Origin of the sequence: Borrelia puertoricensis, assembly GCF_023035875.1 — a bacterium.
Taxonomy (GTDB): domain Bacteria; phylum Spirochaetota; class Spirochaetia; order Borreliales; family Borreliaceae; genus Borrelia; species Borrelia puertoricensis.
On record NZ_CP075392.1, the window covers coordinates 1 to 24,508 of the forward strand.

The following is a 24,508-nucleotide window of genomic DNA, read 5'->3' on the forward strand; positions in this document are numbered from 1 at the left end:
ATATTTATATTTGTATTGTACAATATAAGAATTCTTTTAAAACCAACTATATTAATAGTCATAAAGTCATAACTAACTCTACTTATAACTATTTCAATACATGAAAAAAAATATTTCCTGATTCAATTCTCAAATATACAGCATTAATTTCAGTAAATATTCAAAATGATTTTTATCATTAAGTTAGCTATTATTTAATAACTTTTCCTATCTTTTTTAATCAAACCTCTATCCATTAAAGCTACAATTTCTTATTGTATGCTAAGATATAGTTTATATTATCTATAAATATAGAGGAGGGGATATAGACGTGAAATTACAGATCATACATTTATTTGTTATAGGGCTTTTAAGCTTAAGTTTCACTAGTTGTAATTTATTCTTTAATGATGAAATTAAAGGAAAATATACCACACTATTTAATAAATTTTCCAACAAAGAAGCCATCAGCTTTAATCTTCTTGAAGATGACTTTGAAGATGAATCAAATTATATAAATCAAGGTAATTTGATTAATTCAAATAACTCTGATTATGATAAAATCACAACAAGTGAAACTCAAAAAATAAACCCTAAAGATAATAATCCTAACAAAAAAATTAAAGAAGAAATTGATAAAAAAAACAAAAAGAATCCGAAAAAAATAAAAACGAATTAAAAGTCTCTAAGAACAAAAATAATGTTACTTCAAACAGAACTGCAAAAACCAACAAATTAATTATTAACAACAAAAAAAATAATGACTATGATGATAATATTTTTAAAGTTAAAATGCAACCTATACTAGATTCAATAATGCAAAAAATGGTGCAAGCAGAAAAAATCACACACACACAAAAACAATTAATCAATAGTGGATATGACTTTAATACACCAAATTATAAACATCTATTCATAACAAAAATGAATACAAATGATAATGATGTTACTAAAAACCTAATGGAAGCACTACAACTTCTTGGAAATGAAGATATAACACAACCAATGAGTATAAAAAAAATCTATACTGAAGCAAATAATAAACATACAAAATTTATCAGACTATTATCCAAAGAAAAAAAAGATTATGGTGCACCTAGATCAGCTACTATAGCATACTCTAAATTAATACAATTACTAGCTACACAATAGATAACATAAAGCAAGATTATAAATCTTCAGAAAAATACGGATATGCGCTTTTCCTCATTAACGAAATTAAAATAACAATCGATCAGTTCAAAGATTCTATAAATAATTATGATTTAATAGTTCAAACGGACAATAATGCAATATCGGTTTATAACTTAAATCATGATTTAAATTGTTTAATAGACAGATATAACAGATCAAATTACTAAAACTATAGACATAGCTAATAATTAGCACTTTTAAAATCAAAGCCTTTCTTTTCAATGCAAGATGGCTTTGATTTTTAACTATTCATTTGTTATGCGATACAACAAGCTAACTGCTGCTATTCATCCTTCTGCCAGGTCAACATTGATCTTTACACCAACATTATTAATTGGCAATTAATTACACATTTTGAGAATTATAGTCAAACTTATCAGCTTAAGTAAGTGCAACACCATCATTATATAACCACCAATTAGAATATCTTCTTTACTATACCAGCAATATTTGGTTAAAGCAATAATTAGCTGTTCAAAAACATCACTTACACCATAATCAATTTAATACTTAATTTTTCTTTTATTATGTGCAGACTACAGCTACTTAAGATAATGATTAAACAAATAACAATATAAACCTAAATAAATTAATTACCAATACTAAATTTCAGCAGTATCCATCCATGACAAGGACTATCACATACATTTCTATAGATAATCAAAATAAATTATACAAAATAATAGTGATCAATCATATATTTATAATAACGATCAAGTATCAATTAAAAAACACTTTTTTTAAATCATATAAATATATATAAGTAAACATATCATTATTGATAATAGAGATTTTATAAATAACCATGTAATAGCAAAAATAACATCACCTTGTAAAAAAAGACTCTTCTCAAGATTATAAGAAAAGACTACAAAATAACCTAAATGCACAACAAAAGACACATTCAAATTTTTAGGAAAAGCCTTGATCAATAAAATTGAACCTATAAATGACTATAAAATTAAAAACATTCTTGATAATAATCAATGAAAACTTAAAAAGTATAAGACACTTTTCATCTGTTTATGAACTTAAATGAAGCTAAAGTAAATTTCAATAAAGTACCAAATAATGATCTCTCAGCTGCAATATTCAACTTCCTATGAAAAGATTATTTATCTGTTATAAATGCTCAATTTCAATGAAATGAAATTATAAAAACTCATCTATAAATAGTACTAATTTTATTCACAAACCTTAGTCCTTTCCTCATCCATATTTGATTAAATTCCTTCCTCCTATACAACAAAGATTATTAAATTATTTTTCCCTTATTCAATTTAAACTGATTTTATTACTCTAACTATTTTATTATCAATTGATAGCTATGCTATTCATACAATAATTGCATTAGACAATTTAATAAAAAACTAAAGATCCCACAAGAGAAAAACTACATCTTATTAAAAAGAATTTGATATATCTCTAGTAATATTCATAGTCAAAACTTTTTCAATACATAATTTCTATTATAACTAATATCATTGATAATAAATGAACTGATGAATCATAACTTATATATTTTTAAATCAACAAAAGGCTACATAATACTGTAACCTTTTGTTAAATACAAAATAATAATCCTATTATTACTTTTTAATAATAAGGACCATCTTTATCAACAGATCCTTGTACTACCTCAAGAGAATCTTTCATTTGTAAAAATTTATTTCTTACTATTGTTTTATATCCTTCATATGGATCAGACTGTCCTTGGACCTTTGAAATTAAAGATTTTACTTCTGTTTCAAGTTTATCTAATCTGTTTTTTGCATGTATTTCCATTATGTATACAAAATTTGTTGCGGTCTTTGCACTCACTTGAATGTAGTTTAACAGGGCATTAAGATCTTTCTCAAGTTCTTCTTTTGTAAACTTTTCAGCTTCTTTTTTAGCTTGAGCTTTGGTATCAGCATCAAGACGTGTAGAATACATTCTTGTTCTTTGCTCCTCAAATAATTTGTAATTATTATACACCTTATCAATTATACCAATTGCTGAACCTACATTATATCTAACACCTTCCAAATAGGACTTATATCTATTGTCTAATCTTATATCTTCTTCATCATATTGATCTTCTTCATCATATTGATCTTCTTCATCATCTTCCAAATAATATTGATCATAATCTTCTTCTTCTATCTCATCTGTATATGAAATAGTGTTTGAACCTGCAATATCTTCTGGTCTTAAATCAGAATCTATAGTAAAATCAATTTCATTCCTTTCAATAGTCTCCTTTAATTCACCACTTTCACTGCTAAGGAAAGTTGAACTTCCATAAACCATTTTTGCATGATCATAAGAGGAACCATATATTGTTGAAACACCAGTGGTGATTAAATCTTTATTCTCTACATTTTGTCGAATTTGTATCCCTCCTTCTCTAAGCTCAGATTTTTTACTTGATAATTCAACTCTTGGGCTTTCCTCATTAAAAAGACTATCATTTATCTCAAGACTATCCTCAAGTGTGGATTTCTTTACTACATTATCCTGATGTATATCATCCTGAAGATCACTAGTCATATCATCTGACATTACATTTTGTACTAAATTACTATTATTATCAGACCTCTTAACACGACGAGCAGAAAGTCTCTTTTTGGAAATCTTTCTTCTTTTCTTTGTAGACTTTCCAATAGATTTTTCGCTAGCATCTAAGATAGAGGTCACCTTATCAAACAAACCAAGAGATTTTTCTTTCATTTCATCATTCATAAATAAATCACAACCGATAAAACCAAAAAGTAATCCCAAAGCTAAATATTTATTTTTGGATTTCATTTCTCTCTCCTTTAAAAATTAATATTAAAGATATAGCAATTTGAATAAAATTCAAATTGCTATTAAAATATACAAAATCATTTGACTTTAACTTGACTAAGATATTACATTAATATTTTTTTAGTTAATTCATACAGTAATAAATTTATTAGCTTGAACCTTCAAACTCAAGTTCAAGCTAATAAATTTAATTTATACCACTTATAAAAAAATCCATAACAAATAAAATTATGGAAGGCTAGGGAATTTTACCTCTAGTACTACCTCACCCCTAATGCTTGATGTGCTTTCTTTAAATCAGCAAAATCTTCCTCTGCCTCTTTCATCGCATTCCTAAGTTTATCCATCTCTGATTCTACTTGTTTAAACATATTTTCTGCACTATTAAAACTAGTTTTTGCACCTGACATACAATGTGTCAAAAGATATACATTATAATAACCATCTAACCTTATCTGATCTGAGTGTCTTAAAACAGACTCAATAGAACTATTTGCACTCTCAGCACTAGATTTTGAAAGTCCCAATGTATTAAGTTTATCCTTATACAGTGCTATTGCAATATTTCTACTATTCCTAACTTTATCAATTGCTTGATGTAAATTTATCTTCACATTTTGCTCAATATCACTTCCAGAAGTTCTCACCTTATCAAAAGCAAATTTAGCATTTACAATATCAGTTTCCATATTCTCAAGCTCTGACAATGATGTATTTAACTCTCCATATATTTTATCAAAACTTACTAATAAAACATCAACTTTACTCTTAATTTCATTAGCCTCAGAATCGTAACTAACAAGTTCATTCTCTTGTTCCTTAGTTAATGCATTAGATTGAGATACAAACTGTTGCTCTGCTACCTCTTCAGGTCTTCCATCTTTAAGTCCTAGTTCAATACCTTCTCGTTGTAAGTTTTTATTTATTTTTACACCCTCTTCAATACTTACCACAATATCTACCTGCTCTTCTTTAATCTCTTGATTTCCTTCTCTAGATTTTAAATCTTCTAACTTTTTATTTTTTTCTAAAACTTTTCCTCTTGATTTATCTAGCAATTCATTAAGGGCATTTATATCACATGATACAAAACATAATAATGCTAACATACATACTGATAAAATACTTCTCTTCATATCTCCCTCCTGGGATATCAAATTATATTAAATAATAATCATTATTAATCTAAAATGTATATCACTTTGTCTAAAATACAAATTATTTTAATTAAAATTCCTGACTTTTCTATTCTCTCTTACTATACAAGTATTTACACCTATTATAATAAAATCCATATATCTCAAAAAAAGAGACATAATATGCGTTTTTACTATTATCATTACTTATTTTTTAATTTAAAACTATTACCTTTATCTTAATATTGTTAAGTTGTGGTTTCAATGCAAACAACTACAACCTTAGATAATTTCTAAAATGATAAAATTATTAATATCAATTAGTACAATCTGTATATACATACATAACCAAAAAAACATATTCACTGTTTGACCTTTTAAATCACAAAAAAATCTTATACTTTAAATGACCTTTATTTTTACTACTGCCTTTACCTATAAGTCTTTATTATTATTTTTTATTTTAAATTTCTTCAAATCCAATAGCCTTTACAAATAATTTATCCTCTTGATTAACTATAGTTTGTCAACATAATAAGGTCTTTAACATAAAAATCAAACACCACTTATTCAAATAGACTTGTATATTCATTTCTTATTAAATACTCTATACACTCATCATTTTAACAATGCTCTCACCTCGATATGAAATTTTATACCACTACTCCATATAATCAACAAGTTTGATAAAGCCTTTATCTAAAACCTTATATTCCTTATTTAATAAATCATCTTTTTCGATATCAATATTCAAAAATAATTACCCCTCAAAGCTTTAAAATAATTTAACAGTTATTCAATTTAAATCATTATATAGTTTGTAGAAACTTATTTAAATAAAATGCTAGGAAGAGTCCCTTACAAAGGAACTCTTATTGTAAATACTAATATTATAAAATATTTAAATCTTTCAGCCTTTATCTTCAAAGATTCCCTAGAACAGACTTTGCCTCATTAATGAGTTCCTCTATCTCTTTCTTCCCATTGCTTCTCCTATTTTCCCGGAAGAAGATTCCAATAATCTTAAAACATTCTCTGCTTCACTTCTTGACTTTAGAGCTAATAAATCTCTATTCCCTCTTCTTGATGAGTAAATTCTACGTTTTTTATTTCTTAATCTTTCAGTAATAGCTTCTTTTAAAGTCTCTTGAGACTTATTAACGAAGAATTCTGCGGATCTTCGTTCGTCAAGACCACTATCAACTTGAATCCTAAACATATCAATCTGAGACTTTTGCTCATTTAACTGATTGCGCAATTGAATCAATTTCTGTCTCTTTGTCCCATTATCTCTAGGATAAATCCCTATTTTATTTTGAATCTCTGAGCATGTTTCATAAAAACTAGATTCCAATAGCTCATGCTCACTTTTGAGTTTAAGTGCGTCTTCAATTAATTGAGAACATATAGAATCTCCAATAGCTCTTTTTACTTTTTCAATTTCTGCTTGGGCTTACTTTTCTTCATTAGTACTTGGAATTAAATCTTTTTCTTCTATTTTTATTACTTCTTCTTGAACATAGTATGGATACTCTTGCTTAGACACCGCAAATCCCAAATTAACAGGCTTTACTTCCATATCTTGTTGCATTTCTACTCCTTTCTCAAAATCATCTATAACAACTTCTTTTTGTTCCTGATTTTTTTGTTCATGTTTTAAATCTTTATTATCTTTGCTTTCATCTAAAACCTTTTTTCTTACTTCATTTAATAAATCATTAAGAACATTTACATCACACGATAACAAACATAATAATGCTAACATACATACTGCTAAAATATTTCTCTTCATATCTCCCTCCTGGGATATTAGATTATCTAATTATTGAACCTCGATATTGAAATATAATAATTATTTAATCTAATATATACCATATAATTTAAATAACAAAAATAAATTTCATAAAACCTCAATTATTTTATTCTGTAATAATTAAAGACAATTTAAAATTATTTTAACACAATAAAATTAATTACATACCAAACAAAATTAATCTTATAATACTTACTTATACTTAATTAATATGGCACTGAATAAAAGTTACTGTCTTATCTTTAATACAAATACTTAATATACTAAAATGCCAAAAAGGAAAACAATTCTTATAAAAAGAAAAGTTTTCCTCAAATGACTTTATTATTTAGATAATTTAATTAGATAATTTATTTAATAGCAGTAGGTTGAGCGGCACTAGCTTCAGTTGATTCAGTAGTAGTCTCAAAGTACTGTATTCCCTTAACAGCTTCTCTTATCTTATCCAGATTGATTGATACTGTTTTCCTAATTATAAAATTAAGTACTCCTAAAACCTTATTTACTGCACTTGAAGAAGCTGCTTTAACTGCACCAGCTTCATTAGTATTGTCACCAGAAACATTACCTGTTTTGACTTTAGTATTTTTAATCTTATCAATCATAGCCCATGGATCAGCTTTAGCAACTTCAGCTGCTAGAGCAGGACCAGAATTAGCATCAGGTGCTGCGGCATTGGCTTTACCAACAAGTGCTGCGGGTGCAGTAGCACCACCACCGGCTACTTGACCACCAGCATCTCCAGCATTAATCTTTACTCCAGACTTTTCCGCAGTCTCAATAATAACTTTAACTTCTTTGAACACTAGCCTCGTCAGCAGCTGCAGTAACACCCCCAGCCGCCGCTGCAGCATCAGTACCATTAGCAATAACAGTATTTCCAGTAGCACCAGCAAGTTTAGTTAAAGCAGCAATTAGCTGTTCAAAGGCATCATTAGCACTGTTAATTGCACTCTTAACAGATTCAATTGTGCTGCTATTAGCATTCTTTGCATTAGATATTTCACCTGATAGTTCTTTTAACTTATTCTTAGTAGTTGTAAGTCCATCACCTATTTTTTTAAAGTGTTCACCAACTATACTTCTCTGGTCACCCGATTTAACTGATGTAAGTCCCAAAGCGTCTCCAATAGCATTACCAAAAATCTCTAAAATCCATGACCTATCTTAACTAATGAATCTAAGAAAGTATTCTTACTCTTAGCGGCCAATTTAAATTCTTAAGTTTAATTATAAAAACATAGAAGGCAGACTTAGAGATAAGTTTGCCTTCTAATCTTAATTTGAAGTAATTAATCTAACATATATCTTGTTACTACTCTGCTGGTTTTGGCTCTCTTGCTTTATCTATTTTTTCTTTTGCTGTTCTAAGCACATTCTTTACTGTCTTTTTAATTATATCTTCTACTGCTACTAATAACTTATTTGCTGCGCTTACTCCTGCGGCTTGTACTGCTTTTTCACTATTATCATTATGTGAAGCTAATTTACCATCTTTAACCAGGGAACGTAGGGCTATTCCTCCCGCTACTGCTGCTGCTTTTGGAGTATTTGCATTTGACAGATTATCCTTTGTTCCTCCTTTAGCAAAACTCATCGCAGTTGTAGTTCCATCTGCCGCAGCTCCTAGTGCTTGATCACTGTCTTTCGATGCAACTATTGAAGCTAACATCTCCTCACCACTGACCGCTGATACTATTAATGTTGCTTTATCTCCCACTGCTGCCCCTGGTTTATCTATAGCTAATATCTTAGCCCCATCTTTATTATCTATCCCATTTACTGTCAATGTTGTATTCCCTGCTTTTGGTGCTAAAACACCTGCATCTGTTGCTGCCTTTACTATCAACTGCAATGCATTAAAGAATTTATTCAATCCATCATCAGCTGGTTTGATTCCTTGTTGATCATTTTCTGCCCAACCCACTACTTTATCATCACCTATATCTTTTAAGGACTCTAAATGGGTTTTTAATGTGCTTAAAGTAGTCTTAGCAGCATCAACTGCACTTCTAATTGCTACGGCTATTGGTCCATCTTTAGCTCCTTCTCCTTCTGACTTTTTTGCCACTTGTTCTAACTCATCTGATGCGTCTCCAAGCCTCGTACCTAGACTACTAAAATAACTTCCTACATCACTCTTCTTTGTAGTTGATTTAGCAGTAAAGCCTAATGTACCGGAAAGTAACTCTAAAAATGAATAAAAAGCATTTTCAGCACTCCTACCTACCTCCATGAGAACTGAACTTAAACTGCTCCCTCCTGTAGCTGCCCCGCCACCATTAGCAGCATCAAGTGATTGTTGTCCACTGCCACAGCTAAGAAGTAAAAATAAAGTCATCAATAACGCACATAAAGTAATTCTTTTCATTATCACGTGCCTCCTTATTAACCTAAAAGGGAACAAGATGACTAACAACCTCTGATAAACATAAAAACAAAAACTAAGATTATAGTGCCTATAATCTTAAAGATATTGAGCATGATATAACAATTAATAAAATTGATTGTTATTAATGAATAATTAAATGATTTTGATAAAAAATAACTGACATATAATCAATTAAAAAAAAGGTTTACTTAATTCAAAATTACTTACTTAACAATGAATACACTATAGACATTAATGTTAAAAATATTCCTATATTTAGGGTAATTAGAGTTCCGAACATCCAATTATGTAATCTTGATGTACTTTTAAATTCTGATGCGGTTTTATCAAGTTTATTATCAAGCTCCATCCTATTAATTTCCATATCTTTTCTAACAAGAGAAACCTCATTTCTAACATTATCGATCTTATTATCAAGTTCATTAAATTTAGTATCAATCTTCACATTTAAGTTACTTTCAACAATATCAATCTTGTTATCCAGATCTTTAATGTCAGATTTTAACTCATTCCTAATAATGTCAATTTTGTTATCAAGTTCAGTTTTAACAGAAATAATTTCAGATTTTAAACTACGTTCTAACATCTCAAGCTTAAGATTAAAATTACTCTCTAAATATTCAATATCCCTGTAAGTCAGTTCATTACGGTAATATCTTTTAGAGAGATCATTTGCAATAAAATCTTGCATACCCATTTTTACAAATTCTTGATATATAATCTCCTCTGTAATATGCCCATTAAAAATTTGTGTACTCTCAACAGAATGTAGTGATGAATCTTGCATAAAATCTCCTTATGTAATTATTATATAATATCTTAAGTATTATAGGAATTTCATCCTAGTAAAATGGGCTTTAAAAGTACGCATACTTAGAGTCAATAACATATATGATGCTGATAGGCTATCTAATGAATCATCATCACTCTTCCCATCTCCTTTGTACTTATAAATATCAGATATAGCTTAAGTACATGTACATTAAAGATGTGTAAATAGAGATATATTTTTAAAACAAAAAAGATAAGAGGATTTATATGAATAAAATTAATTTTATTTTGGTTTTATTACTACTAATTAGTAGTTGTGAATATGAACATGGAAATGCTACACCTAAGAGTAGAGTTAAAAGAAACTTGGAAGAACAAGAAGAAGCACAAAAAACACCTGAAGAAATGTTAAAAGAAAAGTTAAATGATACTGAAAAATCAAATCTGAATTTCTTAAAAGAGGCTCTGGGGAGTGAAAGTGATTTCAACAAATTTTTAAATCATGATGAATCTAAAATAAAGGAAGCCCTTGATCATATACATACTGAGCTTGCAAAATGTACAGGTGATAATGCTAGCCAGCAAAAAGAAACTTTTAAACAAGTAGTAAAAGGAGCCCTTAATGGTGATGAAAACTTAGATAATTTTAAAAACCAAGCATCAAGCACTTGTGAAGCAGGAAGTTAAATAAACCTCCCATGATCAAAGATGAAAGTTAAGAAAGATAGATTTAAAAAAGAAAGATTTAAAAGAACAAGGCAACAAAAACTCTAGACAAATAAGTGTAAAAAAGAATAAATTAAACTCGTTATAAAAATGGTAAGAGTAACTATAAAATTCTAATTTGAAATCTATATCACACAAATCTTGATATAAAAAGCTATTCTTTAAAAAATCTCCAATAATAACACTCAGCTCGTCTAAATCAATATTTTTAATATCAATATCACTATTTGACTTTAAAGATTTGGCAATACTACTAACTTTCTGTTCCAATCTTGAAACCTCAGTCATTACATAACTAATAAAATCATCATCTCTATCAATTACACAGTTGACTAACCCACCACCTATGATAAAAAAATAAATTTCCCTTGTTTAAACCTGTACATAAAGCTGCATTTGTACTTGAACATAATACTTGAAGAAATATTTATCTTCTAAAAAATTAGAAAGCCTATTGTATTCAAAAGCAGCACTCTTTAAGTAAAAATTATCACTAACTTTGCTCTCAAGTAACTGTGATTCGCCTGTGATACCCACAAACCATCCACCAATTATCAAACCAACTAATATCTCACAATCTTTAATTTTTTTGTAATAATTATATTTATCAACGCCGTTTGCATATTTGTTTTTATGTAACACCTCAATATTACCCAAGTGCATACGTACAAATTCTCTAAATCTTAGATTTTCTAGTTCCTTTCCCTTCCTATAGCTTTAAGTATTTGCTCTCGCATTAATTTTTCTAAAGCATCAGCTCCAAGAAACATGCTTCCAACTTCACTTGCACCTATACTCTTTAAGACTTTTCTTTACATACTAAAATCAACCTTAATATTAAACTTAAAACATTCATCCTTACCAATTTTTGGTAACTTACGTCCTACCTTATTTATTTTACTTAACTGTTTTTGTTTATCTTTAAGATCTTCTTGACTCTTACATGCAAATGATTCAGAACCCTTAAACACCATCTGCCTGTACAAACTAAATTGTTGCATCCCTACCTCTGATCTTTACTCATTTATTTTTGTTACATTTAACATATTTGATCTCCTTATTATTTGTGTTATAACAAAAAAATATTTTTTATTAAAGACTAGTTTACTTTCCGGTAATAATTACGTTATTATGATTAATAATAGAACAAATAATAAGGAGTTTCAAATGAGTAGCACAAAAAAACCTATAAATAAACATCAACACAAATTAATAGTTTTAGTATCAACATTAGATTACGTGAACTTAAATCTTAATCAATACACTCAAAGCAACATACTTTATTACTTTAATAACAATATGAAAAAAAACGACCAAAAACCTATTAAACTTAAAACTCTACAAAGCTATCTCTATAAATTAGAAAAAGTATTTAAAGTAACAATTAATTATTACAAACATTTGGGTGTTAACATGGGTACTGAAATTCATTACAAACTTAAATATTCTAAAAAAGAATGTTACCGCATAATCAATAAACACTTTAGAGATAAAAAAGAAGAAAGACACAAAAACCGTGTTAGTGTATATCTTGAAAAGACTTGCACTAAAAATAGCAGTGTAGAAAAATGGGAGTGTTCTAATAATACTTATAATAATAAAGAAGAAGATAAGAACGACGTAAAATCTATAGAAAAATTACAAGCAAAAAAATACGCTAAAAAATGCAATTTTAAATCAAATGCATTTCTTTCTATTTTGAATTTAGAAGCGAACAAAGATTTTAAAATTCAATTACTGAAAGCAATCAAAATAGCTGAAAATAGTGGGTACAAAAGAATAAATAATATTAAACCAAATCACAGTAAACTTAAGAGTAAGCAAAAAGAATTAAGTAAAATACTAGACGAAATAAAAGCTGGTCTAGAGAATAAAGGGTATGACACCAAGCAATTAGAAACCCAAATACAAAACGTATATGAACAATATAAAAATAAACCCCACTTTATCATAGAAAAAAATAAATACAATGATTTAAAGAAGATAATAGGAAAACTTAAAAAAACAGTTGAATTTGCTAATAAAAACACACAGAAAAATGAGAGAGACATTAGGGATAACGTATTTAGTATACTTCTTGATCAGTTAAGGTATAAAATAGACGTATCGGTTTTGATACCAATATTAAAGAATTATTTAAACAGACAGAACAAATTAGAATATGACAAGGTGTTTAGTAACCATTACTACTATGAACTTTTAGAGTTATTGGAAGATAATAAAAATTATTTACAATTAGAAGAATCTAAAAAAATTACAAGTTAAGGATTAGTTATGCAGAGCGTGTTAGAACGCCTTAAAGAGAAAAAGTTAGAAATTAAGGATAAAGTGAAAAGCAGAGGTCTTTTTATAAAAATAGAAAAAATTGATAACAAAACAATATATCACACAAAGATGATGAATGATTTATATACGTTTGGAGTTCATAGAAGACAAAATAATAAGTTTTTTATCGCATTTAGAGGATTATTTAATCAGGCAAAAATAACACCTTTTAATTTATTTTCTATAAAAGGAGATGATAAATTTTTAGGTATTTATTATGGGTATAGAAAACCAGTACAAAATATCATAACAAAATATGAAGAAAATGGTTTTATGAGGTCATATACCTTCTCAAAGGTTTATTACATAGAATTTAGATTTAAAAAAGGAAGTGTGTTTTGTTATATTAAAGGGATGTCGCGTTTGATTAAGCAAAAAAAATCAGAGACACAATATAGTAAATTTTTACTTGAACTAATAATTAATTTAGAAGAACAAGTATACGATTTTTACAGTAAAAAATTGCCAAATGGAGGTCTTATAACTAAATGGATAGAAAAAAACCTAAAGTAATTACGATCGCATCAATTAAAGGAGGTGTTGGAAAAAGTACAAGTGCTATCATACTTGCAACATTATTGTCTCAAAAACATAAAGTACTTTTAATCGATATGGATACCCAAGCTTCAGTTACTAGTTATTTCTTTAACGAGATAAAAGAAAAAAATATAAATTTAATGGAAAAAAATATATGTGAAGTTTTAAAAGGAGATTTAGAGATTGCTAATGCAATTTTTAATATTAAAAGTAGTTTAGATTTACTTCCTAGTTATTTAACCTTACATAGTTTAAATGAAGATTTTTATTGTGCAAATAGGCATAAATCTATTGATTTAAAGCTAAAGGTAGAATTAAGGAGATTAAAAGTAAAGTATGATTACATAGTGATTGATACTAATCCTAGTTTAGATTTTACATTAAAATGTTCTTTAAATTCTACTGATTATATAATAGTTCCAATGACAGCTGAGAAATGGACAATTGAAAGCTATGAACTTTTAGAGTTTTTCATTAAAAAATTGGAAAGGTTAATACCAATTTTCTTTATTATAACAAGGTTTAAAAAAAATAATACCCATAAAAAATTATTGAAAATAATTCAAGAAAAGGACACCTTTTTAGGTGTCGTATCTGAAAGGGAAAATTTAAATAAAAGAATAGCAAGTAATAGTAATTTTGATTTAAAGTCGGATTATATCATAGAATATGATCAAATATTGAGTAATTTATTATATCGCATAAGTCTTAATAACGATACGATAGGAGTTTCTAGTATAAGTTATCCAGCGCTGGAAAACTGTAAAAATTCAACAGAGTAAAGGAAATTTATGAATAAAAAAAATAATGATGAAATAATAATTAATGCAAGAAACTTAAACAGTGATAAAAATTCTATTTTATTAACCAATGATGATATTAACGTGAGTGATGACCAAAAAAGATTTAAACTTTTAAAAAGTAAGTTAAAGGATAATATAAAAGATGATATCTATAATAAAATAGAAGCCATGCATATTTTAAGAGAGATAAAGGAAAAAGAATATTATAAGTTAGACGGTTATAAAAGTTTTTCTCAATTTATAAAAGATTATAAGTTGGCTAAATCACAGGCCTATTCTTATTTAAGAATAGCTAGTGCTATTCAAGATGGAATTTTGAAAGAAGAATATCTAGTTGAAAATGGATTTAGGCAGTCTTTATCCTTTTTGGCGGAAAAAGAAAGTACATCAATAAAGAAATCAAGAGTAAATCCAATAAAACCATTAAGATTTCAGCTTAAGAATCAAGAAAGTTATGATTTTTATAAGCAAAATGCTAAGTTTACAAATTTTTTAATGGATGAACTTTTTAAAGACAAAAAAGATTTACTCGAAGAGTTTATGAAGAAATTTAAAAGTTTAAAAGGCTAGGTATAAGGAGTATTTATGAATAATTTAGCATATAAGACATATAGAACAGAAGATTATAAAGAAGGAGTTTTTTAATAAGGGATTTACTGAAGAAGCTGTGAATTTTATTTCATAATGATAATTTTAACTTTGAAGTTTTAAGAGAAAAGATGAATTCATTAGAACAGCAAATCATTAATGTAGATAAGAATTTACAAAAGGATGTATCTTGGTATAGGAAATAGAATGTTAATTATTATGGCAGTGGGATTACCAATAATTATATCTATTGTTATGTTTTTGATAAGTAAGTTCTATATAAGATAAAAAAGTTATTATAAATAAGGATTGATTTTATTTGCGATTTGTTGTATTTTATTTATCGTTAGTAGTGCTATCATTTTAGTACTACCTTATTATTTTGTTCAATTTAGACAGACTTTAAGTCTTTGTTAGCAAATTTTTCAAGAAAAGGTGCTAACAAAGACTTAATTTTATACTAAATTATTAGTTTTATACTTAATGATGCTGTCAAAAAATTTTATAAAATTCGACAAATTTAGTTTTTGATATTATTCTTTTTATATATAAAACAAATAATAAGGAAACTAAATATGACAAAAATATTGTAAATATAATAACTAGAATGCGTAAAGCAGTTAAGAAACTGGGTAAACAAAAGGGAAAAGTAACAGGTATAATAATAAATGAGCAAAGTTCAGTAGTAAATGAAAATCAAGCAGAGATAAACTTTCTAAAGTCTATCTACAGTTGCGTATAAATTTAGGTATTGTTGCTAAGAAGCTTAATGGATATGGATATAAATATCAAAATTTTAATGAGGTAATAAGAGAGATAAAGAATGTTATAAAGAGCAATAATTTAGACATTGATTTCCTGCAGTGTCCAACATTTAAAGTTGCAGGAAATAATACAATTAATGTTATTACAACAACATTTTATAGTCCCAAGAGTGTATATAGAGAGTCATTTGATATACTTGTTTACAGAGAATGATTTTATTTTTAGGATCAAAAAATCAAATTACATTACCTTAACTTATAGGTTCATATATGACATACTCCAGAAGATATGCTTTTGTAGGATCCCTATCAATTGAGAGTGAGTTTGACACTGATGCTAGTTCCTTAGAGCATATTCAAGAAGCTAATGATGAACTAGCTAGTATTGTAAAATGTTCCATCTATAAATTCTCTAAAGGAAAATCCTTTACTGTTGAAACAGTAACTAAAAGCACAATAGAACAGCAATCTTCAAGTCATACATCTATAACTAAGTTTGAGAGTCTTTCTAAACGTATACCTGCTAAGTATTATTATTACAAGAAATTTATTCAAGCATCTAAAAAAATGCATGCGGTGTTATATGAGACACTTTTTGATAGTTTAGAAATGATAGATAAGTTTTTAATATAATTAAAGAATGATGATAATTCTAATATACTTAAATTTTTTGAAACTAAACCAGAGCTTGAAACTATAAAATATTGGAACGACCTTATAAATAATTATTTAACTTATTTTGTCACTTAATAAGAAGTTATATTACTTTAATTACAGAGTGCTAAGAGTAGACTCTTAAAATCTATTATTAGTTTAAGTAATGATTTTTTAAATGTTTTTACTTCCCTTACTGATATGGTTGGAGGGATTTTAGGGTTTAATACTACTACTAAAAAATCTGATGTTGGGAATTATTTTAAGACTATAGAAAAAAGCTTAACAACAACTAAGACATCCCTTGAAAAAATTGTGGAAGACATGAAATCTGAGAATAATCCTAATGCTGCTACAGCTGAGACTGCCGTTAACAAACTAGTTAGTGAAACACTTGATAAGATAATTGATGGCGCTAAGACTGCCAGTGAGTCTATTGGTAGTACAGGTGATGACCTACTTGGTAATGTTGCTGCTCAGAATAACGGTGGTGATTCTGGTACTGAAGTCGATAAATTAGTAAAGGGTATTAAATCAATTGTGGATGTGGTACTTCAAGGAAAAGGAAATCCTGAGGCGGGTACCGAAAAAAAAGCTGATGATCTTGGAGATAGAAGTAATAATGCTGCTGATGGTGAGGCAGGTAAGGTGTTTGCTATTGCTAATGATCCTAAAAAATCAGCTGTTGATGCTCTTAAGGCTGTTGGAGCTGTAACTGGAGCTGACATCTTACAAGCTATGGTTAAAGATAATGGTGATTCTGCTAAATTAGCTAAAGAAACAAGTGGTAATGTTACTGTTGCTCCTAAGGATTCAACTATTGCAGGTGGTATCGCGTTAAGATCAATGGCTAAGAATGGTAAATTCGCTAATGATAATGCTGGAACCGCGGAGGTTACTGCTGCAGTTAAGGGAGCAGCTCTGAGCGCAGTAACTAAAGCATTGGGTACTCTTACAATAGCAATAAGAAAAACAATTGACAGAGGACTTAAGGAAGTTAAAGATTCTATGAAATTTAATTCTACAGATCCTTCTGTAACTACTTATAGGCAGATCCTTGAAGCTAAGAAAAACTAATTAAGATTTAATAACAAATACATAGCTAAATAAAGTCATTTGAGGAAAACTTTTCTTTTCATGAGATTTGTTTTCCTTTTTTACTATCTGTAATAATACTCAGGTCTAAAGCTTATTGATATAAATCTTTTAACAACAGATTTATGGTTAGGGACACTCTTAAATCACATTTTACTGAAATAAAGTTCCTATAATATTTAAGATATTATATAATAATTAAATAAGGAAGTTTTTATGCAAGATTCGTCATTACATTCTGTTGAGAGTACACAAATTTTTAATGGGCATATTACAGAAGAGATTATATATCAAGAATTTGTAAAGATGGGTATGCAAGATTTTATTGCAAATGATCTCTCTAAAAGATATTACCGTAATGAATTGACTTATAAAGACATTGAGTATTTAGAAAGTAATTTTAATCTTAAGTTTGAGATGTTAGAACGTAGTTTAAAATCTGAAATTATTTTTGTGAAAACTGAACTTGATAACAAAATAGACTCTGTTGAGAATAACTTAAATGTGAAGATTGACACTAGATTTAATGAGCTTGATAATAAAATAGACTATGTTGAGAGTAATTTAAATGTAAAGATTGATACCAAGTTTAATGACCTTGATAACAAAATAGACATTGTTAAAAATGAGTTAAAATCTGAGATTTCTCTTGTTAGAAAAGATATGGAAATTAATAAAATGGAGCTTAATAGTAAACTTGATAAAACCACATCAGAATTTAAAAGTACATCAAGACTACATAATTGGATGTTTGGTACCCTTATCACACTTAATATAGGAATATTTTTAACATTAATATCCATAGTCTATTCATTGTTAAATAAATAAATTTGAATTAACTAGGACCTTTCTTTATTTGATTATATATCAGTTATTTTCTTATCAAAATCATTTAATTATTGTTAATAACAATCAATTTTGTTAATTGTTATATCATGCTCAATATCTTTAAGATTATAGTGCCTATGTTCTTAGTTTTTGTTTTTATCTTATTCAAAATTTGTTAACCATCTTGCCCTTGTGATGTAATAAGGAGGCACGTGATAATGAAAAGAATTACTTTATGTGCGTTATTTTTGACTTTATTTTTGCTTATTTCTTGTAATACTTCAGGAAAAGATCTTAAAGATGATGAAGTGGCTAAATCTGATGGCACTGTTATTGACCTAGCTAAAATAACTAAGAACATTACAGACTCTGTTGCTTTTGCTAAAGATGTTAAAGAAATTCATTCTTTAGTTAAGTCTATTGATGAACTTGCTAAAGCTATTGGCAAGAAAATTAAAGATGATGGTCAACTTACTCAGGCTACTGATAAGGATAAAAATGAATCATTAGTTGCGGGAGTATATAATATAGTGGGATTTATAAGTGTTAAGTTAAAAAAATTAGAAACAATAAGTGGAATTCTTGATGGAATGAAGCAAAAAGTTATTGCTGTTAACTCTGCAGGTGATAAGTTTATAGAGAAGGTTAAAGCACAACATGCTAGCCTTAATACTGAGTCAGATGCAAAAAAAGCCATAGATAAAACCGATGGTGATGGAAGTAAGGGAGGAAAAGAGCTTAGTGATTTAAATACAGCAATTGATGCGTTGTTAAAAGCTGCTAATGATGCAGTAACAGCTGCTATTAATGAGCTTACAACTTCTGTTAAACCCTCTAACACCTAAGGATAAACAAGTTAATTTATTACTATAAGATTAGTTTTTAATTAGTGGTATTTTTCTCATAAAATAAAGTCTATAAATAATAAGCTAAGAGTTTGCTTCTCTTAGCTTTTTTTGTTTCTTTATTCTTCCTTTACTTGCTTTACTACTTTATTATATTTTTAGCTGTGGGAGTGGTACTACTAAGATGGAGGATCCTAAAACCACATTCTTAACTTCTATTGCTAATTTAGGTAAAGGCTTCTTAGATGTTTTTACTTCTCTTTCTGATATGATTGCTGGTACTTTTGGTATTAAAGCTGAGACTAAAAAATCTGACATTGGTAACTATTTCACTTCTATTGAAACAACTATGAACTCAGTTAAAGAGAAGTTACAAGAAGAAGTTGCTAAGAATGGGAATTACTTAAAAATTAAAACAGTTGTTGATACGTTGATCACTAACACATTAGATAAAATTGCTGATGGGGCTAAGACAGCTGCTAGTGGGGCTACTGGTGATGTTACTATTGGCAATGCTGTTAAAGATCAAGCGGCTACACATGCTGACTTTACAAGTGTTAATGCTCTTGTTAGAGGAATTAAAACTATTGTTGACGTAGTTTTAAAAGATGGTGATGGAGATGCAGGCGCTACTAAGACTGGTAACACAGAGCAAAAATCAATTGGTAAGTTGCTTGGTAAAAAGGATGATGGGACAGAAGCACATGCTGCTGCAGCTAGTGCTTCAATCGGAGCTGTAATTGGGGCTGACATTTTGCAAGCTATTGCTAAGTCTGGTGAGGCTGCTAATAATGATGTTGAGATTGAAAAGGCAAAGAATGCTGCTGAGATTGCGGCTGCTAAGAAAGAAGATACTAAGGAGCTTAATGCAGCAGTAGCACAAAAGGATGCAGTTATTGCTGCTGGTATAGCACTTCGAGCTATGGCTAAGGGTGGTAAATTTGCTGCCAATGCTGAAAAAGATGCTAATGCAGTTAATGGGGCAGTATCAAGTGCAGTAAATAAGACTTTAAGTACTCTAATAATAGCAATAAGAAATACTGTTGATAGTGGGTTAAAGTCAATTAGTGATGCTCTAGCAGCTGTTAAACAAGAAGATAAGTCTGCAGATTTTACTACACCTGCAGACGCAACAGCTAATGGACAGAAACATTAAAAGATTTATTAATAAACATAACTAAATAAAGTCATTTGAGGAAAACTATTCTTTTTATAAGATTCGTTTTCCTTTTATTTATATTATACTTATGACTTTATTTTTACTTCTTAGTTGTGGCAGTGGTACTACTAGTGCTGAGGATTCTCAGGGTAGATTCTTAAAATCCGTTATTAGTTTAAGTAATGACTTCTTAAATGTTTTTACTTCCCTTTCTGGTATGGTTGGAGGGGGTTTAGGGTTTAATACTACTACTAAGAAGTCTGATGTTGAAAACTACTTTAAGACTATAGAAAAAAGCTTAACAACAACTAAGACATCCCTTGAGAAAATTGTTGATGACATGAAATCTGAAAATAATCCTAATGCAGAGGCTACTGATACGGCAGTGAAAAAACTAGTTAGTGAAATACTTAATAAAATAATTGAAGGAGCTAAGACTGCTAGTGAGGTTATTGGTGATGCTGGCGACCCAATTGGTAATGTTGGTGCTAATAATGCTGCTGGTGTTGTTGGGACTGAAGTCGATAAATTAGTTAAGGGTATTAAAGATATAGTAGCTGTGGTACTTAAAGAAGGAAATCCTGAGGCTGGTGATGATAAAAAGGCTGAAAATCTTAGCGCAAGAACTGGTAGCAATGCTACTGATGGTGAAGCAGGTAAATTATTTGCTATTGCTAATGCTGGTAATGCTGATAATGCAAAAAAGTCAGCTGCTGATGCTGCTAAAGCTATAGTTAAGAATGGTAAATTTGCTGGTTCTAGTGCTCAGGCTGATGATGCTGTTACGGCAGTTAATGGTGCAGCAATAAGCGCAGTAACTAAAGCTTTAGGTACTCTAACTATTGCAATAAGAGAAACAATTGACGCAGGACTTAAAACCGTTAAAGATGCTATGAAAATTAATTCTACTGATACTCTTTTAACTACTGATAATCAGACTCCTTAAGCTAAGAAGAACTAGTTAGAATTTAATAACAATATACATAACTAAATAAAGTCATTTGAGGAAAACTATTCTTTTTATAAGATTCGTTTTCCTTTTTGGATTTTATTTATATAGATATTTGTACTAAAGATAAGACAGTAACTTTTATTCAGTTCCATATTAATTAAGTGTAAGTAAGTATTATGAGATTAGTTTTGATTAGTAAGTGAGTAAAATTATTCTGAAAGTAAAGGTAGGAACGAGGTTTCTTAGTTTTTGTTTTTATTGAATGATATGTTTATTTTAGTTAATTGTTTTTTAATTATTTATTTTTTTAAGTTTAAATTGGATGTGATTGATTACAAGTTTTAGATTAAGATTATATTTTTGTTCTTTATTGTATAAATTTACTTATTAAAATAATTTTGAATTGCCTTTAATTATTACAGAATAGAATAATTGAGGTTTTATGGAATTTATTTTTGTTATTTAAAATAAAAGGGTGTACATTTACCAGTAATTATTGTATTTCAATATAGAGACTTAATAATTAAATAATCTAATATCCCAGGAGGGAGATATGAAGAGAAGTATATTATCAGTATGTATTCTAGCATTATTATGTTTGTTATCATGTGATATAAATGCCCTTAATGATTTACTAAGTGAAGTAAGGGAAAAATTTTTAGATGAAAGCAAAGATAATAAATATTTAAACCATGAACAAGGAAATCAGGAACAAAAAGAAGTTGTTATAGATCTTCTTGAAGAGGGTGTAGACATACAACAAGATATGGGAGTAAGACCTGTTAATGCGGAATTTGAAGTGTTTAGGCAAGAGTATCCATACTATTCTCAAGAAGAGATAGAGATAAAAGAAGAGGACTTAACCCCAAGTACTGAATCCGAAAAAGAAGCAGATAAGGCAATTAAGGGGGTAGAAAATACTCTTAAAAACTCTGGATTTCCTTTATTAATGAGTGCATATAATCTTAAAAATGAATATGAACAAATGAGAACAGAGCTTTATTATGTAACTAAAAGAATCCAGGATGAAATAGGATTACTGAGAGGAACAGGTTTTAAGGGAAAGAGACAAAATTTAAATCGATTACAAGGTTGTTTGAGAGGTGAAATTTTTAATTCTGAAGATCTTATGAATAAAATTGATATTGCAATTGGTGAATTGGAATCCGCAAAATATTTTTTTGAAGAAGCACAAAAAACTTTAAAAGAAGCTATTACTGAAAGATTAAGAAGTAAAAAACGTAGAAGTTACTCATCAAGAGGAAGTAATAGTGATTTTTTGACTAGGAAAGCACGAAGTGACGCAGAAAATGTTTCAAGTTTATTAGAATCTTCTTCTAGCAGAATAGGAGAAGCAATGGGAATAAAAAAAGAGATAGAGGAAGTTATTAATGAGGCAAAGTCTGTTCTAGGTAGTCTTTCAGGATAGAGACTGAAAGATTTAAATATTTTATAACATTAGTATTTTCAAGAAGAGTTCCTTATAAAGGAACTCTCTTAACATTTTTTAAATAAGTTTCTAAAAACTATATAATGATTTAAGTTGAATAACTAGTAAATTATTTTAAAGTTTTGAGGTTTAATTGTTTTGAATACTGATATTGAGAGAGAAGATTTATTAAATAAAGAATATAAAGTTTTAGATAAAGGATTTATCAAACTTGTTGATTATATGGGTAGTGATAAGAGAATATTGAATGCAGCAAGGATTTCATATCGAGGTGAGAGCATTAGGAGGACAGATGATGAGCTTATAGATTATTTAGTTAGAAATGAGCATACAAGTCCATTTGAACAAGTGGTTTTTACATTTTATATTAAGGCTCCTATATTTGTTGCAAGACAATGGATGAGACATAGAACAGCAAGAATTAATGAAGTATCTGGTTCATATAGTTTTCTTAGAGAAGAGTTTTATGTGCCTTTAGAGGAGGATCTAAAAATACAAAATATTGAGAGTAATCAAATTGAAGCTAATTTTGCAAAGAATGTGTTAAGTGATTTAAGAGAGAGTCAAAAAACTTGTTACAAGTTATATCAAGATATGATAAATAGTAATGTTTCAAAAGAAGTTTCTAGAATAGCTTTACCTTTAAGCTTGTATACTGAATGGTATTGGCAGATTGATTTAAATAATCTTTTTCATTTTATCAAATTAAGGTTGGCATTAAATGAATCGAAAGAGGTTAGTGAAAATTCATCAAAAGAGATGAGTGAATATGCCAAAATATTGCTTGATGTTATTGAAAAGCTTGTGCCTATTGCTACTAAAAGTTTTAAGAATCATATCTTAAAAGGGTGTAGGTTGTCTTATGAAGAGATAATAGCTATTTCTGGTGCATTAAATATTAGTAAACTCAAATTGGATGATAAGGCATTAAATAGATTAAAAGATAAGCTTAATATTAAATAATAAAAATAAAGTTTTTCTATTATTCTGTTGAATAACAGTAATAATGAGATATACTTTATAAAAAGTAAGTTGATGTTGGATTTTGTGTGTGAGAGAGAAGATAAATTTTATATATAGAATTGTATTTATATTTTGTATAATTTGTTTTGTAAGTTGTGAATTATTTAAAAATTCTGATAATAAAGGTGATTTATTTCAAAATCTAGGGCATGTTAATTTAAAGTCAGATTGGAGAGATAATCTTAAGCTTAATAAAGAAGAGTTTGATACATTAACTTTTTTTGTTAATGCGTTAAAAAATGAATTACCTAAGGGTGGTTCAAGTCATTTTGATATTTATTTACAAGGAGATGTATCTAAAATAGAGGGATATATTAAAAGGTTTTTATTAAAACTGAATGATAAGGGAAAAGTTAAAGAATTACTTAAGCATATTAAATATGGCAAAGATAATCCACTTAATATAGAGGGTAGAGATGAAAAGCTTAATATAGATGCAAAAGATTATTATAAAATAGAGAAAAGACTCACTGATGTTTTTGATAATTATTTTATGTTTTTAAATCCTCCTAGTTCTCCTTCAGGACCACCTCCTCTTATTGAAAACGATCCTGAAGAGAAAGTATTTGAATCAATTAAAAAAGTGTGTTATGAGCATAGACATAGAAATAAAAACTAAATCGTACAGAATGAGATTTTTAAGATTAGCTTAACTAGTATTTTATACTATTAAAAACTAAACTA

The 24,508-nt window shown here is 28.3% G+C and carries 24 protein-coding genes and 3 pseudogenes; 18 read left to right on the forward strand and 9 right to left on the reverse strand.

Features of this window, described 5'->3' with window-relative positions; genetic code table 11:
* Positions 1–310 precede the first annotated feature (310 nt).
* Both bpuSUM_RS07865 and bpuSUM_RS07870 read left to right on the forward strand, forming a co-directional pair.
* A complete protein-coding gene (locus bpuSUM_RS07865) occupies positions 311–658 on the forward strand; it encodes a hypothetical protein (protein WP_247067681.1) in 348 nt (115 codons plus the stop codon).
* A gap of 113 nt (positions 659–771) precedes the next feature.
* Positions 772–1,131 (forward strand): hypothetical protein, encoded by a 360-nt coding sequence (locus bpuSUM_RS07870; RefSeq protein ID WP_247067683.1) that lies wholly within the window; start codon positions 772–774, stop codon positions 1,129–1,131.
* A gap of 1,638 nt (positions 1,132–2,769) precedes the next feature.
* Here bpuSUM_RS07870 and bpuSUM_RS07875 read toward each other — a convergent pair.
* The 7 genes and pseudogenes from bpuSUM_RS07875 to bdr (bpuSUM_RS07905) all read right to left on the reverse strand — a co-directional run bounded on the left by bpuSUM_RS07875 (position 2,770) and on the right by bdr (bpuSUM_RS07905) (position 10,091).
* On the reverse strand, positions 2,770–3,963 hold the full coding sequence (locus tag bpuSUM_RS07875; protein WP_247067685.1) for a ferrous iron transporter A: 1,194 nt from the start codon (positions 3,961–3,963) through the stop codon (positions 2,770–2,772).
* Between the two features lie 260 nt (positions 3,964–4,223).
* Positions 4,224–5,099, reverse strand: coding sequence for a hypothetical protein (locus bpuSUM_RS07880; RefSeq protein WP_247067687.1), 876 nt, complete (start codon positions 5,097–5,099; stop codon positions 4,224–4,226).
* 967 nt (positions 5,100–6,066) lie between these two features.
* Positions 6,067–6,540 carry a P12 family lipoprotein gene (locus tag bpuSUM_RS07885; protein ID WP_347343309.1) on the reverse strand — a complete coding sequence of 158 codons (474 nt, stop codon included), beginning with the start codon at positions 6,538–6,540 and terminating at the stop codon, positions 6,067–6,069.
* A gap of 12 nt (positions 6,541–6,552) precedes the next feature.
* The gene (locus bpuSUM_RS07890) at positions 6,553–6,891 is read right to left on the reverse strand and encodes a hypothetical protein (protein WP_247067689.1); all 339 of its coding nucleotides are present in this window, start codon (positions 6,889–6,891) and stop codon (positions 6,553–6,555) included.
* Between the two features lie 371 nt (positions 6,892–7,262).
* Positions 7,263–8,126 (reverse strand): annotated as a pseudogene (locus bpuSUM_RS07895) (variable large family protein); the annotation flags it as partial.
* A gap of 101 nt (positions 8,127–8,227) precedes the next feature.
* On the reverse strand, positions 8,228–9,253 hold the full coding sequence (locus bpuSUM_RS07900) for a variable large family protein (RefSeq protein WP_430644668.1): 1,026 nt from the start codon (positions 9,251–9,253) through the stop codon (positions 8,228–8,230).
* A 250-nt stretch (positions 9,254–9,503) separates the two neighbouring features.
* A complete protein-coding gene (gene bdr, locus bpuSUM_RS07905; protein WP_247067691.1) occupies positions 9,504–10,091 on the reverse strand; it encodes a Bdr family repetitive protein in 588 nt (195 codons plus the stop codon).
* A gap of 251 nt (positions 10,092–10,342) precedes the next feature.
* Between bdr (bpuSUM_RS07905) and bpuSUM_RS07910 the strand changes: the two genes are divergently transcribed.
* The gene (locus tag bpuSUM_RS07910) at positions 10,343–10,762 is read left to right on the forward strand and encodes an Mlp family lipoprotein (protein WP_247067693.1); all 420 of its coding nucleotides are present in this window, start codon (positions 10,343–10,345) and stop codon (positions 10,760–10,762) included.
* Between the two features lie 411 nt (positions 10,763–11,173).
* Here bpuSUM_RS07910 and bpuSUM_RS07915 read toward each other — a convergent pair whose 3' ends face one another.
* Both bpuSUM_RS07915 and bpuSUM_RS07920 read right to left on the reverse strand, forming a co-directional pair.
* A complete protein-coding gene (locus bpuSUM_RS07915; protein ID WP_247067695.1) occupies positions 11,174–11,464 on the reverse strand; it encodes a hypothetical protein in 291 nt (96 codons plus the stop codon).
* A 149-nt stretch (positions 11,465–11,613) separates the two neighbouring features.
* Entirely contained in the window at positions 11,614–11,802 is a 189-nt protein-coding gene (locus bpuSUM_RS07920; protein ID WP_247067697.1) for a hypothetical protein, read from the reverse strand.
* A 166-nt stretch (positions 11,803–11,968) separates the two neighbouring features.
* Between bpuSUM_RS07920 and bpuSUM_RS07925 the strand changes: the two genes are divergently transcribed.
* From bpuSUM_RS07925 to bpuSUM_RS07995, 15 genes and pseudogenes are all read left to right on the forward strand, one after another.
* On the forward strand, positions 11,969–13,066 hold the full coding sequence (locus bpuSUM_RS07925; RefSeq protein WP_247067705.1) for a plasmid maintenance protein: 1,098 nt from the start codon (positions 11,969–11,971) through the stop codon (positions 13,064–13,066).
* A gap of 9 nt (positions 13,067–13,075) precedes the next feature.
* A complete protein-coding gene (locus tag bpuSUM_RS07930; protein WP_247067707.1) occupies positions 13,076–13,639 on the forward strand; it encodes a DUF226 domain-containing protein in 564 nt (187 codons plus the stop codon).
* Complete coding sequence (locus bpuSUM_RS07935; protein ID WP_247067709.1) at positions 13,615–14,445, forward strand: ParA family protein; 831 nt, start codon at positions 13,615–13,617, stop codon at positions 14,443–14,445. Before bpuSUM_RS07930 ends, bpuSUM_RS07935 begins: the two co-directional genes overlap by 25 nt.
* A 9-nt stretch (positions 14,446–14,454) precedes the next feature.
* Positions 14,455–15,036, forward strand: a complete 582-nt coding sequence (locus bpuSUM_RS07940; RefSeq protein ID WP_247067711.1) for a chromosome replication/partitioning protein — start codon at positions 14,455–14,457, stop codon at positions 15,034–15,036.
* A 15-nt stretch (positions 15,037–15,051) separates the two neighbouring features.
* A pseudogene (gene bdr, locus bpuSUM_RS07945) lies at positions 15,052–15,245 on the forward strand (Bdr family repetitive protein); the annotation flags it as partial.
* Between the two features lie 541 nt (positions 15,246–15,786).
* Entirely contained in the window at positions 15,787–16,032 is a 246-nt protein-coding gene (locus bpuSUM_RS07950) for an ERF family protein (RefSeq protein ID WP_247067719.1), read from the forward strand.
* A 56-nt stretch (positions 16,033–16,088) separates the two neighbouring features.
* Positions 16,089–16,451 carry a hypothetical protein gene (locus tag bpuSUM_RS07955; RefSeq protein WP_247067721.1) on the forward strand — a complete coding sequence of 121 codons (363 nt, stop codon included), beginning with the start codon at positions 16,089–16,091 and terminating at the stop codon, positions 16,449–16,451.
* Positions 16,452–16,592: 141 nt separating this feature from the next.
* Positions 16,593–17,549: pseudogene (locus bpuSUM_RS07960) on the forward strand (variable large family protein); the annotation flags it as partial.
* Between the two features lie 234 nt (positions 17,550–17,783).
* A complete protein-coding gene (bdr, locus tag bpuSUM_RS07965; protein ID WP_247067723.1) occupies positions 17,784–18,395 on the forward strand; it encodes a Bdr family repetitive protein in 612 nt (203 codons plus the stop codon).
* Between the two features lie 218 nt (positions 18,396–18,613).
* Positions 18,614–19,240 carry a Vsp/OspC family lipoprotein gene (locus bpuSUM_RS07970; RefSeq protein WP_347343308.1) on the forward strand — a complete coding sequence of 209 codons (627 nt, stop codon included), beginning with the start codon at positions 18,614–18,616 and terminating at the stop codon, positions 19,238–19,240.
* Between the two features lie 121 nt (positions 19,241–19,361).
* Positions 19,362–20,396, forward strand: coding sequence for a variable large family protein (locus tag bpuSUM_RS07975; RefSeq protein ID WP_430644669.1), 1,035 nt, complete (start codon positions 19,362–19,364; stop codon positions 20,394–20,396).
* A gap of 91 nt (positions 20,397–20,487) precedes the next feature.
* A complete protein-coding gene (locus bpuSUM_RS07980; protein WP_247067725.1) occupies positions 20,488–21,345 on the forward strand; it encodes a variable large family protein in 858 nt (285 codons plus the stop codon).
* Between the two features lie 559 nt (positions 21,346–21,904).
* Entirely contained in the window at positions 21,905–22,780 is an 876-nt protein-coding gene (locus tag bpuSUM_RS07985; RefSeq protein ID WP_247067727.1) for a P12 family lipoprotein, read from the forward strand.
* A 159-nt stretch (positions 22,781–22,939) separates the two neighbouring features.
* Complete coding sequence (gene thyX / locus bpuSUM_RS07990; RefSeq protein WP_247067729.1) at positions 22,940–23,764, forward strand: FAD-dependent thymidylate synthase; 825 nt, start codon at positions 22,940–22,942, stop codon at positions 23,762–23,764.
* An 88-nt stretch (positions 23,765–23,852) separates the two neighbouring features.
* Positions 23,853–24,443: a hypothetical protein gene (locus bpuSUM_RS07995; RefSeq protein ID WP_247067731.1), complete on the forward strand. Its 591-nt coding sequence runs from the start codon at positions 23,853–23,855 to the stop codon at positions 24,441–24,443.
* Positions 24,444–24,508 lie beyond the last annotated feature (65 nt).

Coding starts and splice junctions, on each gene's coding strand:
- bpuSUM_RS07870 (WP_247067683.1), top strand. CDS start 772: ATGCAACCTATACTAGATTCAATAATGCAAAAAATGGTGCAAGCAGAA.
- bpuSUM_RS07875 (WP_247067685.1), bottom strand. CDS start 3,963: ATGAAATCCAAAAATAAATATTTAGCTTTGGGATTACTTTTTGGTTTT.
- bpuSUM_RS07880 (WP_247067687.1), bottom strand. CDS start 5,099: ATGAAGAGAAGTATTTTATCAGTATGTATGTTAGCATTATTATGTTTT.
- bpuSUM_RS07890 (WP_247067689.1), bottom strand. CDS start 6,891: ATGAAGAGAAATATTTTAGCAGTATGTATGTTAGCATTATTATGTTTG.
- bpuSUM_RS07900 (WP_430644668.1), bottom strand. CDS start 9,253: ATGACTTTATTTTTACTTCTTAGCTGTGGCAGTGGACAACAATCACTT.
- bdr (WP_247067691.1), bottom strand. CDS start 10,091: ATGCAAGATTCATCACTACATTCTGTTGAGAGTACACAAATTTTTAAT.
- bpuSUM_RS07910 (WP_247067693.1), top strand. CDS start 10,343: ATGAATAAAATTAATTTTATTTTGGTTTTATTACTACTAATTAGTAGT.
- bpuSUM_RS07915 (WP_247067695.1), bottom strand. CDS start 11,464: ATGCACTTGGGTAATATTGAGGTGTTACATAAAAACAAATATGCAAAC.
- bpuSUM_RS07920 (WP_247067697.1), bottom strand. CDS start 11,802: ATGCAACAATTTAGTTTGTACAGGCAGATGGTGTTTAAGGGTTCTGAA.
- bpuSUM_RS07925 (WP_247067705.1), top strand. CDS start 11,969: ATGAGTAGCACAAAAAAACCTATAAATAAACATCAACACAAATTAATA.
- bpuSUM_RS07930 (WP_247067707.1), top strand. CDS start 13,076: ATGCAGAGCGTGTTAGAACGCCTTAAAGAGAAAAAGTTAGAAATTAAG.
- bpuSUM_RS07935 (WP_247067709.1), top strand. CDS start 13,615: ATGGATAGAAAAAAACCTAAAGTAATTACGATCGCATCAATTAAAGGA.
- bpuSUM_RS07940 (WP_247067711.1), top strand. CDS start 14,455: ATGAATAAAAAAAATAATGATGAAATAATAATTAATGCAAGAAACTTA.
- bpuSUM_RS07955 (WP_247067721.1), top strand. CDS start 16,089: ATGACATACTCCAGAAGATATGCTTTTGTAGGATCCCTATCAATTGAG.
- bdr (WP_247067723.1), top strand. CDS start 17,784: ATGCAAGATTCGTCATTACATTCTGTTGAGAGTACACAAATTTTTAAT.
- bpuSUM_RS07970 (WP_347343308.1), top strand. CDS start 18,614: ATGAAAAGAATTACTTTATGTGCGTTATTTTTGACTTTATTTTTGCTT.
- bpuSUM_RS07980 (WP_247067725.1), top strand. CDS start 20,488: ATGACTTTATTTTTACTTCTTAGTTGTGGCAGTGGTACTACTAGTGCT.
- bpuSUM_RS07985 (WP_247067727.1), top strand. CDS start 21,905: ATGAAGAGAAGTATATTATCAGTATGTATTCTAGCATTATTATGTTTG.